The organism is Acidovorax sp. NB1 (assembly GCF_005405905.1).
Classification (GTDB): Bacteria; Pseudomonadota; Gammaproteobacteria; order Burkholderiales; family Burkholderiaceae_C; genus Acidovorax.
The window spans coordinates 39,389-52,685 of sequence record NZ_BJHU01000030.1; the positions used below are offsets into that span (position 1 = coordinate 39,389).

Consider the following 13,297-nt stretch of genomic DNA (forward strand, 5'->3'; position numbering starts at 1 on the left):
ACAGCCGTCCCGTCAGCCTGCCTGCAGCAAGTCGAGCAGCAGCACCACCCGCGCCTTCACCGGCGACAGCCCCTGAGAATCCGGCAATTGGTCGCCAGGCTTGGGCAGCACCTGGCCCTCGGCACACCGGGTGGCCCGCACCACGCGCACACCGGCCTGCTGTGCCCGTAGCAAGGCGGCCTCCAGCGCATGGTGGATGGTCCCGTTGCCTGTGCAGGCCACCACCAGGCCCCGCACACCAGCATGCACCAGCGCATCCACGGTCTGGGCCCGCGCCCCTGCGTGGCTCAGCACCACCTCCACCCAGGGCCATTCGGCGGCTTTTACTCCTGTTTTGATAGCAGAAAAAGCCCGTCCAACAGGCGACAGAGGCCAATTTTGCACAAGACGCACCCGACCCTCTTCCACCCAGCCCAGCGGGCCCACATCGCCAGAGGTAAATGCATGCACCCGGTAAGGGTGGACCTTCTGGACATGCCGTGCGGCATGAATTTCCCCGGCTGCCACAGCCACCACCCCGGTGGCACCAGGGGCCAGCACCACGGCCACGGAGTCCAGCAGGTTCTGCGGGCCATCGGGTGTCAGAGCCGTCGCGGGGCGCATGGCGCAGGTCAGTACCACAGGCTTACTGGTGCCCAGCACCTCGTGCAGAAACCAAGCCGTTTCTTCCAGCGTATCGGTGCCGTGGGTGATGACCAGCCCCCGCACATCCGGGTCTGCCAAATGGTGTGCGCAGCGCTGGGCCAGCGCCCACCATACGCCGTCATCCATGTCCTTGCTGTCCACCTGGGCCACCTGCTCGGCCACCAGCATGCCTCCGGCCAGCGCCTGCAGGCCCGGCACGGCGGCCAGCAGTTGTTCCACACCGACCTGGGCGGCGGTGTAGCCGATGTTGTCTCCTGCCTGCGCCGAGGTGCCTGCAATGGTGCCCCCGGTGCCCAAAACCACAATTTTTTGCCCACTCACTTGCATACTCCGAAAAACTGGTGAAAAATACAGTTACTGGATTAAAAAACAGTTGTTCGCCACTGTAACCGCCGCCACCGGAAACCACCATGCTCGACAACCCCAAACTCACCGCCCGCCAGCAGCAGATTCTGGACCTCATCCAGACCGCCATCGCACGCACCGGCGCACCCCCTACCCGCGCAGAAATCGCGGCCGAGCTGGGTTTCAAATCGGCCAATGCGGCCGAAGAACACCTTCAGGCCCTGGCCCGCAAAGGTGTGATCGAACTGGTCAGCGGCACATCGCGGGGCATTCGCCTGCGTGGCGATACGGTGCGCTCCATCAACGCAGCACGTGGCAGCCAGTTCAACCTGCCTATTCCAGGCCTGTCACAACTGGTGCTGCCCCTGGTGGGGCGCGTGGCAGCAGGGTCGCCCATTCTCGCGCAGGAACATGTGGACCAGACCTACAGCGTGGAGAACAGCCTTTTCCAGCACAAGCCCGACTACCTGCTCAAGGTGCGCGGCATGTCCATGCGCGATGCCGGCATCATGGACGGCGACCTGCTGGCCGTGCAGTCCACCCGCGAAGCCCGCAACGGGCAGATCATCGTGGCCCGCCTGGGTGACGATGTCACCGTCAAGCGCCTTCGCCGCACGGCCACAGCCATCGAACTGCTGCCCGAAAACCCCGACTACCCCGTCATCGTGGTCCAGCCCGGCGAGCCCTTCGAAATCGAAGGCCTGGCTGTGGGGCTCATCCGCAACACCATGCTGATGTAGGCCCATCCTTTTGGGCTGCACTGCGGGTGGCGGGCGTTTGGTAGGCTGAAACAGCACACCAGCCCTGCGGTGCAGACCCCACGCCATGCCCCAGCCGGTGCAAACGCGGCGCTGTTGATTTGCCTTGTGGTGCGATTCACGCGCCGCAGGGTTTATCACGCCCTCTGGCCATCGGCAAAAAAGCATGGCGTGAAATCACTTCGCAATCCTGCCTGTGTTCAACCCCCGACCTTCGGAGTTTTCACATGGGAATTGCCTTGTTTACCCTTACCGCCTTGCAAAATCCGCTGCGCGGCCTGAAACGCCTGCTGGTACACCCTGCGCGCGCAGATAGCGCAGCAGACGAAAACATCGTCGTAGTAGAACGCCCGCGCCCGCCTACCCCGCAGATGGGCCCACGGCCATTGCGTGGCAACTGGCCTTTCACGGTGAAGCCTCCACTTCGCCCATCCGAGACCCCCAATCGACAGCCTGCGCCAGCAGGCAGGTCTTTTCTGCCCATGGCCACCCCCATGGGCAGCCACCGCCACGCATTTTTGTCAGCACTGCCCACCGATCCCCATGCCAGCAGCCTGCGGTCGCCCAAAGTCGTGCGGCGGGTATCTGACGCAGGCACAGGTCGCTTGGTGATTGCCGGCCGGATGGCCGATGTATGTGCAGAGCTGGATCGCATGGTGGCCTCTGAGGCCATGCGGGCCTAGCGCCTGTCCACAATCAGTTCATGGGACTCGCTGCGCCACCCATGCGGTAAATGCGGGACGCACACCCACAAGCTGCAATGATCGGTAGCAAAGATGGGCAGCCCTGCAAGCTCCGCCCTTTGCGGAGCGATCGCAAGGACATGGCAGCCGGTAGCTACGCTCGTTGTTGCTCGCTTTGCTCGTGCCGACACATGGGATTCGGCGCGTGCCCGAAGGATAAGCGCTCCCTGTCGCTCAGCCTCCAGGAACAGCGCTTAAACAGACTCTGACAATCCATCTGGTACAGCAGCCTCATGGAGCAAACACCCCGCCAACGCCGCCCTACCAGGCGGTGCACCAGTCTGGATAGCAGATCCACCCGGGCCCAGGCGCCTGCGCCAGCATTACCGTGGCGCACCAACACTCCGTCACCAAAAGCCGGGGATTTTGGTGCGCCAAGCGGCCACCCGCTGCGGTGCGCAGTTCCCGCCAAGGCACAATGTCGGGATGAACATTGTGATCCTCGACGACTACCAGGATGCAGTGCGCAAGCTGCATTGCGCTTCCCGGCTCGACGCGTACACCGCCAAGGTTTACACCAACACCGTCAAGGGACTGGGCCAGCTCTCTGTGCGGCTCAAAGACGCAGACATCATCGTGCTGGTGAGGGAGCGCACGCAGATCACGCGCCAGCTCGTCGAGAAGCTGCCCCGCCTCAAACTCATTGCCCAAACAGGCAAGATCGGCGGCCACATTGATGTGGCGGCCTGCACCGAGCGCGGGATCGCCGTGGCAGAAGGTGTGGGATCGCCTGTGGCGCCTGCCGAGCTGACATGGGCACTTGTGATGGCCTCCATGCGCAGGCTGCCGCAGTACATCTCCAACCTCAAACATGGCGCCTGGCAGCAGTCCGGATTGAAGACCGCGTCCATGCCTGCCAATTTTGGGCTGGGCAATGTGCTGCGTGGAAAAACACTCGGCATCTGGGGCTACGGGCGTATCGGGCAACTGGTGGCGGGTTACGGCCGGGCTTTCGGCATGAATGTGCGCGTCTGGGGCCGCGAGGGTTCGCGCGCCCAGGCACTCACAGATGGCTACCAGGCCGCTACCACACGCGAGGAGTTCTTTTCGCAGTGCGACGTTATCTCATTGCATCTGCGCCTGAATGATGAGACCCGGGGCATCATTTCGCTGGAAGACCTGTCGTGCATGAAGCCCACGTCCCTGCTGGTCAACACCTCGCGCGCCGAACTCATTGAACCCGACGCATTGATTGCAGCCCTCAACCGGGGACGCCCCGGCATGGCCGCCGTCGATGTCTTCGAAAGCGAACCCATCCTGCAAGGCCACGCCTTGCTGCGCCTGGAGAACTGCATCTGCACGCCCCATATCGGGTATGTCGAGCAAGACAGCTACGAGCTGTACTTTGGTGCGGCCTTCGACAACGTGGTGAACTTCATCAAGGGCACACCAACCAACATCGTGAACCCTGGCTCACTGCAAGTGCGCCGATAGGACAGCAGCAGCCCATTACTCCGCCCAAGACAGAGGCGCAGACCGAGGGTTCGCTTATCCGTCCATCACAACAAAAAAGGCTTCCCGAAGGAAGCCTTTTTTTTGTCTACAAGGCGCCTAAGCGCCCCGCAGAATGAAGACGCTCCATTACAGAGGGGTCTTCTTGCCGTCCTTGTAAACGTACAGCGTGATCGCTGGGTTCTTCATTTCGCCGTTGGGTTCGAAGGCGATCGTGGAGGTCACGCCCTTGAAGTTGGACTTGGCCAGCTCAGGCGTGTAGACCTTGGGGTCCACCGAGTTGGCACGCTTCATGGCGTCCACGATCAGGAACGTGGCGTCGTAGGTGTAGGGGCTGTACACCTGGAACTGGTTGGGGTACTTGGCGTCGTACTTGGCCTTCCAGGCCGTACCGCCAGGCATCTTGGCCAGCGAAGAACCACCTTCGGCGCAGATCACGTTGCCCAGGGTCTTGGCACCAGCGGCCAGCTTGGCGATTTCAGAAGTGCAGATGCCGTCACCACCGAAATACTTCACGTTGCCCATGCCCAGTTGTTCCATCTGGCGCAGCATTGGGCCGCCTTGGGGGTCCATACCGCCGTAGAAGATGGCGTCGGGGTTCTTGGCCTTGATGGCGGTCAGGATCGCCATGAAGTCGGTGGCCTTGTCGGTCGTGAACTGCTCGTCCACCACCTTCATGCCCTTGGCTGCAGCAGTCTTCTTGAACACGTCTGCCACGCCTTGGCCGTAAGCGGTACGGTCGTCGATGATCGCGACGGTCTTCAGCTTCAGCGTGTCCACAGCGTAGAACGCCAGACCAGCGCCCAGGGCGTTGTCGTTGGCGATGATACGGAAGGTGGTCTTGTAGCCGGGCTTGGTCAGGTTGGGGTTGGTGGCAGCACCGGTGACGTGGGGAATGCCGCAGTCGTTGTAGACCTTGGAAGCGGGGATGGTGGTACCGGAGTTGAGGTGGCCAACCACGCCAGCCACCTTGGCATCGCACAGTTTCTGTGCAGCAGCGGTGCCTTGCTTTGGATCAGCAGCGTCGTCTTCAGCGACCAGTTCGAACTTGATCTTCTTGCCACCGATGGTGACACCTTGAGCGTTCAGCTCTTCAATGGCCATGCGGGCGCCATTTTCGTTGTCCTTGCCGTAGTGGGCTTGGGCGCCGGAAACCGGAGCCACGTGGCCGATCTTGACCACCTGCTCTTGTGCAGAGGCCACACCAGCTGCAGCTGCGATAGCAGCAACCACGGTCAGTTTCAACTTCAATTGCATATCAATCTCCAGTAAAGATAAACGCTGAGAATGTTCTTGTGTCTCAACGCAGGCGAACATATCGCAATTTACGGGCCAGATCATTAGGGAACACGATTAAATGCGGGGGAAACCACAAGGGAATACCCTGTCATCCCTTGCCAGCCTTGGGCGCGCCGCTGGCCAGCTCCTCCGCCACGGCCTCGTACACCGCGTGGCGGACCACCGATTCAATCTCTTCCCGCAGCCTGGGCAGCACCGATCTTGTCTGCTCTTGCACCACCGTGGCGATCGCTTCACGCAGACGTTGATCCAGCACAACGTCCACACGCTGCATGACACGGTGCACCATGTATTCCTCCATGCCTTCGGGCATGGGCCGTGCCACCACCGCAGTCACTGGCGGCGGGGTGGTGTCTGGTGCACGCGCCTGGATACCCGGCGGATGCGGCGGATTTCCAGGCACCTGAGCGCCGCTGGCATGTATCCGCGCACCACCCAACCCACCGGCAGTTGCAGCCACCGGTGCGCTCGCGGGCCGGGGCATGGCAGGCAATGAAGCACCACCGGGCTGCCGCACAACGCCTGCGGGCGCAGGGGTGTGCGGCGGTGGCATGACGGTGGTACGCGCCCGGGGCTCCACCGGCTTGGGCGCCGGCGGTGTGCCCGGCACCTGCACCACTTCGGTGAGCGTGGGCACAAAACGGGGGGGACCTTTGGGCGGCGTAGCCATCAGCCGCCTTTCAGCACCAGATCGTGGCGCGTGATGGCGTAGCCCCGCGAGGCATAGTGGCGCCAGCGCGTACGCGCTCCGGCACGGTCGGCTTCATCATGGGCGCTGACCACTTCCACCAGCCGGTCAAACCGGCCAAAACCTTCCGGAACCTCGGCGTGGAGATTCAGCAGCACCTCATGGTGCGCCGCCGAACGCACATCGACCGCCAACAACACCGGAGATGCCAGAACCAGCTCTTCGTCCGCATCGCTGCGGCAGTGGGCCACAAAGTCCTGCGGCGCCAGGGCCCAGAGCATACGGTCCAGGGTCTCCAGCGCCTCAGTGGGGGCCGTAATCACCAGGCGCGCCCCGCTGCGCTGCACCTTGCGCGCAAAACGGCACGCATAGGCCAGCTTGTCGGGCGCATTGAAGTGGAAGGCGACCTCGGTCATGGTGAGCCCACGCAACCCATCAAGCCGCTTTGGAGCGGGGCGCGCGCTTCGCCGTCGGCTTGGCAGCCACACGCGGCACGGATGCTGCCTTGCCGGCCGCCTTTGCTTGCGCCTGGCCGAGCAGGTAGTGCACCAGCAACCCCACAGGGCGCCCCGTGGACCCCTTGGCGGCACCGCCACGCCAGGCCGTGCCAGCAATGTCCAGATGCGCCCAGGGCATGTCGCCCACAAACTTCTGCAGAAACTTGGCGGCCGTGATCGAACCACCCGCACGCCCGGCCACATTGCCCATGTCGGCAAAGTTGCTCTTGAGGCCATCGGCGTAGTCGTCGTCCAGGGGCATGCGCCAGCAGGGATCCTGCGCGGATTCACCCGCCTGCTGCAGCGCTGCAGCCAGGCCATCGTTGTTGGCGAACAGGCCGCTGCGAACACCGCCCAGCGCAATCACACAGGCACCGGTCAGGGTGGCAATGTCCACCACAGCGGCAGGCTTGAAGCGGGTTGCATACGTCAACGCATCGCACAGCACCAGACGCCCTTCCGCGTCGGTGTTCAAAATCTCGATGGTCTGGCCGCTCATGCTGGTGACCACATCCCCGGGCTTCACCGCGCGGCCATCGGGCATGTTCTCGCAGGCGGGTACCAGTCCCACCACGTTGATGGCGGGCTGCAGTTCGCCCAGCGCGCGGAACGTGCCCAGCACGCTGGCCGCACCACACATGTCGAACTTCATCTCGTCCATTTCGGGCGCGGGCTTGATCGAGATGCCACCCGTGTCAAAAGTGATGCCCTTGCCCACCAGCACCACCGGCGCCTTGTCCTTGGCAGCACCGTTGTAGCGCAGCTCGATAAACCGCAGAGGCTCTTCGGAGCCACGGGCCACGGCCATGAATGCGCCCATGCCCAGGCGGCTGACCTCTGCCGGGCCATGCACCTTGCACTGGATGCGTGGCAGCTTGGCCAGCGTCTTGGCGGCATCGGCCAGCAGGCTGGGCGTTGCATGGTTGGCCGGGCGATTGCCCCATTCGCGGGCAAACTCCACCCCCGCCACCAACGCCACGCCGCTGTCAAAACCCTCTCGCACATCGGCGGGACTGGCGACACCGATCACACAACGCCCCAGACTGCGGGCCTCGGCCTTCGATTTGGTCGTGGTGTAGACATAGCTGGCCTCGGCCACCGCCTGCACAGCGGCGCCCACGGCATCCGCCGCAGCAGCACCTGCCCAGCACAACACCACCCGCTTGGTGTGTGGGGCCTTGATTGCGCCGCCCGCTGCCAGCACGGCCTGCCGCACCGCACGGGCAGCACCATCGCCGCCGCCCACCAGAACCACGCGGCGCGCGGCCAAAGCGGGCACCTGGTACAGCTGCAGCTGTTTGCCAGCCTTCAGCGAAAGATCTCCGTTCTTGAGCGCCAGCGCCACCAGGGCAGACAGGGCATCCGCCCCCGGTTTGAAACCTTCCGGAATCAGCACCACCAGCAGGTCGCATTTTTCCGAAGCAGCCGCCGCCAAATCCAGGGTCTTGAGATCAAAGTTCATAATCGGTGTTTTCCTTTTGAGCGGGCCATGCGCTTTGATGCGCTCGCAAAAATGCATAGCACGCGCTGAGCCAATGTTATTCGATTCATCCCTTCGCAAAGAGCTGGCACGCAGCTTCGGCGCGACGCTTGTGGTGCTGGTGACCGTGGTCATGACCATGATGCTCATCCGCACGCTCGGCCAGGCCTCCAAAGGCAGCGTGAGCCCCTCCGATGTGATGCTGGTCATGGGCTTCACCGTCCTGGGGCAATTGCCCATCATCCTCAGCCTGAGCCTGTTCATTGCCGTGGTCGGCACCCTCTCGCGCATGTACCGCGACAGCGAAATGGTGATCTGGTTTGCCAGCGGCCGGGGCCTGATGAGCCTGGTCAAGCCGCTGCTGCGGTTTGCCTGGCCCGTGATGGTGGTGATTGCTGTGCTGTCCCTGCTGGTCTGGCCCTGGGCCAACTCGCAGATCCAGGAACTCAAGACCCGCTACGAGCAGCGCAGCGACATCGACCGCATCGCACCCGGTGAATTCCAGGAGTCATCCAACGGTAGCCGGGTGTTCTTCATTGACAAGGACAGCCCCGACACCCAGGCCGCCAACAACGTCTTCATTGCAGCCAACGACGGCACGCGCGAATCCGTCACCTCGGCACGCAGCGCGCGGCTGGAGACCCAGGCAGGCGAGCGCATGGTGCTGCTCAGCAACGGCCAGCGGCTGGAGACCTCGCGCGACAAGCCAGGCGTCAAGATCAGTGATTTCTCCGAATACGGGACCCGCATCGGCACCGCATCACCGGGCTCCGCCGAAGAGCTGGCGGTGAAGACACGCACCACCTTCGAACTGCTCATGCGCCCCCTGCCCGCCTACCAGGCTGAACTGGGCTGGCGCCTGGGCCTGGCACTGGCCGCCCTAAACTTTGTGCTGCTGGGCCTGGCCCTGGCCAGCGCCAACCCGCGCGCCGCACGCAGCACCAGCCTGGTGTTTGCACTGTTCGCGTTCATCGTCTACTACAACCTCATGACCCTGGGCCAAAGCTGGGTGGGTGCGGGGCGGCTGGGCCTGGTGAGCTTCATGGTTCTGCTGCATGGCGGCATGCTGGCCGTGTCGCTGCTGGTGCTGGCCGTGCGGCACAACCAGTGGACCGTGCGGCGCCTGCTGTCGCCACGGCCTGCACAGGCGTCCGGAGGGCAGCCCGCATGAAGACCATCCGCCGCCTGATCCACCGCGAAGCCCTGTCCGCCGTCACCTTCGTCACGGTCGGCTTCCTGGCACTGTTCTTCTTCTTCGACCTGGTCGATGAGTTGCGCTGGGTGGGCCGCACCGGGTCCGAGGGCTACCAACTCTCGCACGCCCTGTTGTTTGTGGTGCTGAGCATTCCCAGCCACCTCTACGAGCTGCTCCCCATCACCGTGCTCATCGGCACCATCTTTGTGATGGCGCGACTGGCCCAAAGCTCCGAATTCACCATCATGCGCACCAGCGGCATGGGGCCCTGGCGCGCACTGCGCACCCTGGTCACCCTGGGCGGGGTGTTTGTGGTGCTGACCTTTGCCGTGGGCGACTACCTGGCACCGCTGACGGACCGTACCGCCCAGCTCATCAAGGTGCGCTACCTCGGCAAACTGACGACTGGCGCCACCGGAGCGTGGCTCAAGGAACGGCAGGACAACCACTCCTTTGCCGTCAACGTGCGCGCGCTCACCCCCAATGGCGGCATGCTGGATGTGCGCATTTTCGAGTTTGACGACAAAGGGCGCCTCGCCTCGCAGACCCGGGCCGCGTCGGGCCAGTTCGGCTCGGATGGCGCCTGGGCACTGGAGAAAGTGCAACGCAGCCGCTTTGAACACCGCAGCGCCACCGACGACAAGGGCGAAGCACGCGTCGAACACCTCGACACCCCCAGCCTTCAATGGCCCACGCGCATCAGTGCCGACATGGTGGCCGCCTCCCTGCTCAAACCAGACCGCATGGCCACGCTGGACCTGTTCCAGTTCATCCGGCACCTGAACGCCAACGGCCAATCGGCCCAGAAGTACGAGATCGAGTTCTGGCGCAAGGTGTTCTACCCCCTCTCCTGCCTGGTGATGGTGGTGCTGGCCCTGCCCTTTGCCTATCTGCATTTCCGCTCGGGCGGCATTGCGGGCTATGTGTTTGGCGGCGTGATGGCGGGCATCAGCTTCTTCCTGCTGAACAACGTGTTCGGCTACGCGGGCAACCTCCAGAACTGGTCGCCCATGCTCACGGCGGCGGCGCCGGGGCTGATCTATTCCGTGCTCTCCCTGGCAGCCTTCGGCTGGCTGGTGCTGCGGCGCTGACCGCGGCAGCACCCCATTCCACACCCCATGCACAACGCCATCGTCCTGTTCTCCCACGGCTCCCGCGACCCGCTGTGGCGTGCGCCCATCGAAGCCGTGGCCGCGCGCATTGCAGCGCAGCACCCCACACGCCCCGTGGCGTGCGCCTATCTGGAGCTGTGCACCCCTAGCCTGGCAGATGCGACCCAGCAGCTCGTCAACCAGGGCGCCACCCACGTCACCGTGGTGCCCATGTTCCTCGGCACGGGCAAACATGCGCGCGAAGACCTGCCCGTGCTGGCGCAGGAACTCCTTGCCGCCCACCCCGGCGTGCAGTTCCACGTCCAGGCCGCGATCGGAGAAGACCCGCGCATGACGGCCCTGATGGCGGACATCGCCTGCGAGGCTCCGGGGGGCTGAAAATTCTGTGAAGGTGCCCGATAGCGCTTAGACGATTGCAGCATAATGATGCAAATCTTTAGGCGATATTCGATATGAATCTGCACCAATTCCGCTTTGTTCAAGAGGCTGCGCGCCGCAACCTCAACCTGACCGAAGCCGCCAAGGCCCTGCACACCTCGCAGCCGGGCGTCTCCAAAGCCATCATCGAGCTGGAAGAAGAACTGGGCGTGGACATCTTTGCCCGCCACGGCAAGCGCCTCAAGCGCATCACCGAGCCCGGCCAGCATGTGCTCAAGAGCATCGAAGTCATCATGCGCGAGGTGGGTAACTTGAAGCGCATTGGCGAGCAATTCAGCGCGCAAGACAGCGGCACCCTCAGCATCGCCACCACCCACACCCAAGCGCGCTATGTGCTGCCCGTGCCCGTGGCGCGCCTGCGCGAGGCCTACCCCAAGGTCAACGTGAGCCTGCACCAGGCCACGCCGCACGAAGTGGCCCGCATGATCATCGACGAGGTGGCCGAGATCGGCATGGCCACCGAATCGCTGGCCGACTACCCCGAACTCGTCACCCTGCCCTGCTACGAATGGCAGCACGTGCTCGTCGTGCCCAACGACCACCCACTGGCGCAAAAGGAACGTATTGGCCTGGACGACCTGGCCCATGAGGCCCTGATCACCTACCACCCCTCCTTCACCGGCCGGGGCAAGATCGACCACGCCTTTGCGGCGCGCAAACTCACGCCCCGCATCGTGCTCGAAGCCATCGACTCCGACGTGATCAAGACCTATGTGCGCCTGGGCCTGGGCATCGGCATCGTGGCCGAGATGGCCATGCGCGATGACCCAGTAGGCGACCTGGCCGTGCGCCCCGTGGGCCACCTGTTCGGCCAGAGCGTGGCCCGCGTGGCCTTCAAGCGCGGGGCCTACCTGCGCAACTTTGTCTACAAGTTTGCCGAGCTGCTCAGCGACCGCCTGAGCCGCGAGCTGATTGCCCGCGCGATGACGGGGCATGTCAACGACTACGAGCTGTAAACAACCAGCAGCCCAGCCTCAGCTCTTCTTTCAGCCCATCCAGATCCCTTCTTTCACGCCGTTGTGCCATGACCCAAGCCATCGCCCGCACCCCCGCTTTCCCCAGCAAGCTGCCCAACGTCGGCACCACCATCTTCACCGTGATGTCCGCCCTGGCTGCAGAGCACAAGGCCGTCAACCTGGGCCAAGGTTTCCCCGACTTTGAATGCGCCCCCGAGCTGGTGAACGCCGTCACCGCCGCCATGCAAGCCGGCCACAACCAGTACCCGCCCATGCCCGGCGTGCCCGCCCTGCGCGAAGCCGTGGCCCGCAAGATCGAGGCGCTGCACGGCCGCGCCTACAACCCCAACACCGAGATCACCATCACTGCAGGCGCCACGCAGGCCATCATCACCGCCATCCTGGCCATCGTGCACGCGGGCGACGAAGTGATCGTGCTCGACCCCTGCTACGACAGCTATGTGCCCAACATCGAGCTGGCGGGCGGCAAAGCCGTGCGCGTGCCCCTCACGCCCGGCACCTTCCGCCCCGACTTCGCAAAGATCAGCGCGGCCATCACGCCCCGCACCCGCGCCATCATCATCAACAGCCCGCACAACCCCAGCGCCACCATTTGGACGGCCGAGGAAATGCACCAGCTGGAAGACCTGCTCGCTCCCACCGACATCCTGCTCATCAGCGACGAGGTGTACGAGCACATGGTGTTCGACGGCGCCGAGCACCAAAGCGCCGCGCGCTTTGCAGGCCTGGCCGCCCGTGCGTTCATCGTCTCCAGCTTTGGCAAAACCTTCCACGTCACCGGCTGGAAGGTCGGCACCGTGGCGGCCCCCGCAGCGCTGACGGCCGAGTTCCGCAAAGTGCACCAGTTCAACGTGTTCACCGTCAACACCCCCGTGCAGCACGGGCTGGCCGCCTACCTGCAGGACCCCACACCCTACCTGCAGTTGCCCGCGTTCTACCAGGCCAAGCGCGACCTGTTCCGCGAAGGGCTGGCAGGCTCGCGCTTCAAGCTGCTGCCCAGCACCGGCAGCTACTTCCAGTGCGTGGACATCTCGGCGTTCAGCGATTTGAACGAGGCCGATTTCTGCCAGTGGCTCACCCGTGAGGTGGGCGTGGCGGCGATTCCGCTGTCCGCGTTTTATGGCGACGGGTTTGACCAGCGTGTGGTTCGGTTCTGCTTTGCCAAGAAGGACGAGACACTGCGCGCGGCGCTGGAACGGCTGCGCAAACTCTGAGGCCGTTGCCATGGTTGCACTGACCGGGTCTCTCCAGCCCATCGTCGCGCCGACGCCCACCGACCAACTGTTGCCGTTTGAGAAAGCGCTGCTCCAAGCCACCGCTTCCGCACTGCCACCGGCTGAGGCGTTGTTGCTGGCGAAACAGCTGGACTGCATCAACAACATTCGCCGTCCGTCGGACTGGAAGCGCATTGAATTCCAGTGCAAACGCTGGTTTCAGGTCCGATGGCCGGCACCGCTTCTCTTTGCTCGCACGGACACATTCCGCGTCGCCACCATTGCCTGCCAGTTTGGAGCGAAAGATGCGCTGGTGGATGTGTGGGCGGAGGGCGGCCATGTGTCTGCGCTGGAATCCTCCATGGGTTTCAGCGGGCTCTCCATTTCGGGGCCACTGAACATCGTTGCCGTGCACCCCGCTGCCTGACAGGGCCCATATCATTCAGCAGCAAGC

Annotated in this window: 13 protein-coding genes; 8 read left to right on the plus strand and 5 right to left on the minus strand. The window is 63.9% G+C overall.

Annotation, left to right across the window (positions count from 1 at the left end):
• Positions 1–12: 12 nt before the first annotated feature.
• Entirely contained in the window at positions 13–972 is a 960-nt protein-coding gene (locus AvAM_RS15320) for an asparaginase (RefSeq protein WP_137747846.1), read from the minus strand.
• A gap of 83 nt (positions 973–1,055) precedes the next feature.
• Between AvAM_RS15320 and lexA the strand changes: the two genes are divergently transcribed.
• A complete protein-coding gene (lexA, locus tag AvAM_RS15325) occupies positions 1,056–1,730 on the plus strand; it encodes a transcriptional repressor LexA (RefSeq protein ID WP_137747847.1) in 675 nt (224 codons plus the stop codon).
• A 1,187-nt stretch (positions 1,731–2,917) separates the two neighbouring features.
• A complete protein-coding gene (locus tag AvAM_RS15335) occupies positions 2,918–3,925 on the plus strand; it encodes a D-2-hydroxyacid dehydrogenase family protein (RefSeq protein ID WP_137747849.1) in 1,008 nt (335 codons plus the stop codon).
• Between the two features lie 147 nt (positions 3,926–4,072).
• Here the strand turns inward: AvAM_RS15335 and AvAM_RS15340 are convergent, their stop codons facing one another.
• The 4 genes from AvAM_RS15340 to AvAM_RS15355 form a co-directional block, all read right to left on the minus strand.
• Positions 4,073–5,200 carry a branched-chain amino acid ABC transporter substrate-binding protein gene (locus tag AvAM_RS15340; RefSeq protein ID WP_137747850.1) on the minus strand — a complete coding sequence of 376 codons (1,128 nt, stop codon included), beginning with the start codon at positions 5,198–5,200 and terminating at the stop codon, positions 4,073–4,075.
• Positions 5,201–5,330: 130 nt separating this feature from the next.
• Positions 5,331–5,912 (minus strand): hypothetical protein, encoded by a 582-nt coding sequence (locus tag AvAM_RS25920; RefSeq protein WP_137747851.1) that lies wholly within the window; start codon positions 5,910–5,912, stop codon positions 5,331–5,333.
• The gene (locus AvAM_RS15350; RefSeq protein WP_137747852.1) at positions 5,912–6,346 is read right to left on the minus strand and encodes a DNA polymerase III subunit chi; all 435 of its coding nucleotides are present in this window, start codon (positions 6,344–6,346) and stop codon (positions 5,912–5,914) included. The genes AvAM_RS25920 and AvAM_RS15350 overlap by 1 nt, the downstream gene beginning before the upstream one ends.
• A gap of 19 nt (positions 6,347–6,365) precedes the next feature.
• Positions 6,366–7,889: a leucyl aminopeptidase gene (locus AvAM_RS15355; RefSeq protein WP_137747853.1), complete on the minus strand. Its 1,524-nt coding sequence runs from the start codon at positions 7,887–7,889 to the stop codon at positions 6,366–6,368.
• A 73-nt stretch (positions 7,890–7,962) separates the two neighbouring features.
• On the opposite strand from AvAM_RS15355, the gene lptF reads away from it, so the two are divergent.
• The 6 genes from lptF (at position 7,963) to AvAM_RS15385 (ending at position 13,270) form a co-directional block, all read left to right on the plus strand.
• A complete protein-coding gene (gene lptF / locus AvAM_RS15360; protein ID WP_137747854.1) occupies positions 7,963–9,078 on the plus strand; it encodes an LPS export ABC transporter permease LptF in 1,116 nt (371 codons plus the stop codon).
• Positions 9,075–10,193, plus strand: coding sequence for an LPS export ABC transporter permease LptG (gene lptG / locus AvAM_RS15365; protein WP_137747855.1), 1,119 nt, complete (start codon positions 9,075–9,077; stop codon positions 10,191–10,193). Before lptF ends, lptG begins: the two co-directional genes overlap by 4 nt.
• Positions 10,194–10,220: 27 nt before the next feature.
• Positions 10,221–10,592 carry a sirohydrochlorin chelatase gene (locus AvAM_RS15370; protein WP_137747856.1) on the plus strand — a complete coding sequence of 124 codons (372 nt, stop codon included), beginning with the start codon at positions 10,221–10,223 and terminating at the stop codon, positions 10,590–10,592.
• Positions 10,593–10,666: 74 nt separating this feature from the next.
• Positions 10,667–11,608: a CysB family HTH-type transcriptional regulator gene (locus tag AvAM_RS15375; protein ID WP_056062356.1), complete on the plus strand. Its 942-nt coding sequence runs from the start codon at positions 10,667–10,669 to the stop codon at positions 11,606–11,608.
• Positions 11,609–11,676: 68 nt separating this feature from the next.
• Positions 11,677–12,843 carry a pyridoxal phosphate-dependent aminotransferase gene (locus tag AvAM_RS15380; protein ID WP_137747857.1) on the plus strand — a complete coding sequence of 389 codons (1,167 nt, stop codon included), beginning with the start codon at positions 11,677–11,679 and terminating at the stop codon, positions 12,841–12,843.
• A 10-nt stretch (positions 12,844–12,853) separates the two neighbouring features.
• On the plus strand, positions 12,854–13,270 hold the full coding sequence (locus tag AvAM_RS15385) for a hypothetical protein (RefSeq protein ID WP_137747858.1): 417 nt from the start codon (positions 12,854–12,856) through the stop codon (positions 13,268–13,270).
• Positions 13,271–13,297: the final 27 nt, after the last annotated feature.

Coding starts and splice junctions, on each gene's coding strand:
- AvAM_RS15320 (WP_137747846.1), bottom strand. CDS start 972: ATGCAAGTGAGTGGGCAAAAAATTGTGGTTTTGGGCACCGGGGGCACC.
- lexA (WP_137747847.1), top strand. CDS start 1,056: ATGCTCGACAACCCCAAACTCACCGCCCGCCAGCAGCAGATTCTGGAC.
- AvAM_RS15335 (WP_137747849.1), top strand. CDS start 2,918: ATGAACATTGTGATCCTCGACGACTACCAGGATGCAGTGCGCAAGCTG.
- AvAM_RS15340 (WP_137747850.1), bottom strand. CDS start 5,200: ATGCAATTGAAGTTGAAACTGACCGTGGTTGCTGCTATCGCAGCTGCA.
- AvAM_RS25920 (WP_137747851.1), bottom strand. CDS start 5,912: ATGGCTACGCCGCCCAAAGGTCCCCCCCGTTTTGTGCCCACGCTCACC.
- AvAM_RS15350 (WP_137747852.1), bottom strand. CDS start 6,346: ATGACCGAGGTCGCCTTCCACTTCAATGCGCCCGACAAGCTGGCCTAT.
- AvAM_RS15355 (WP_137747853.1), bottom strand. CDS start 7,889: ATGAACTTTGATCTCAAGACCCTGGATTTGGCGGCGGCTGCTTCGGAA.
- lptF (WP_137747854.1), top strand. CDS start 7,963: ATGTTATTCGATTCATCCCTTCGCAAAGAGCTGGCACGCAGCTTCGGC.
- lptG (WP_137747855.1), top strand. CDS start 9,075: ATGAAGACCATCCGCCGCCTGATCCACCGCGAAGCCCTGTCCGCCGTC.
- AvAM_RS15370 (WP_137747856.1), top strand. CDS start 10,221: ATGCACAACGCCATCGTCCTGTTCTCCCACGGCTCCCGCGACCCGCTG.
- AvAM_RS15375 (WP_056062356.1), top strand. CDS start 10,667: ATGAATCTGCACCAATTCCGCTTTGTTCAAGAGGCTGCGCGCCGCAAC.
- AvAM_RS15380 (WP_137747857.1), top strand. CDS start 11,677: ATGACCCAAGCCATCGCCCGCACCCCCGCTTTCCCCAGCAAGCTGCCC.
- AvAM_RS15385 (WP_137747858.1), top strand. CDS start 12,854: ATGGTTGCACTGACCGGGTCTCTCCAGCCCATCGTCGCGCCGACGCCC.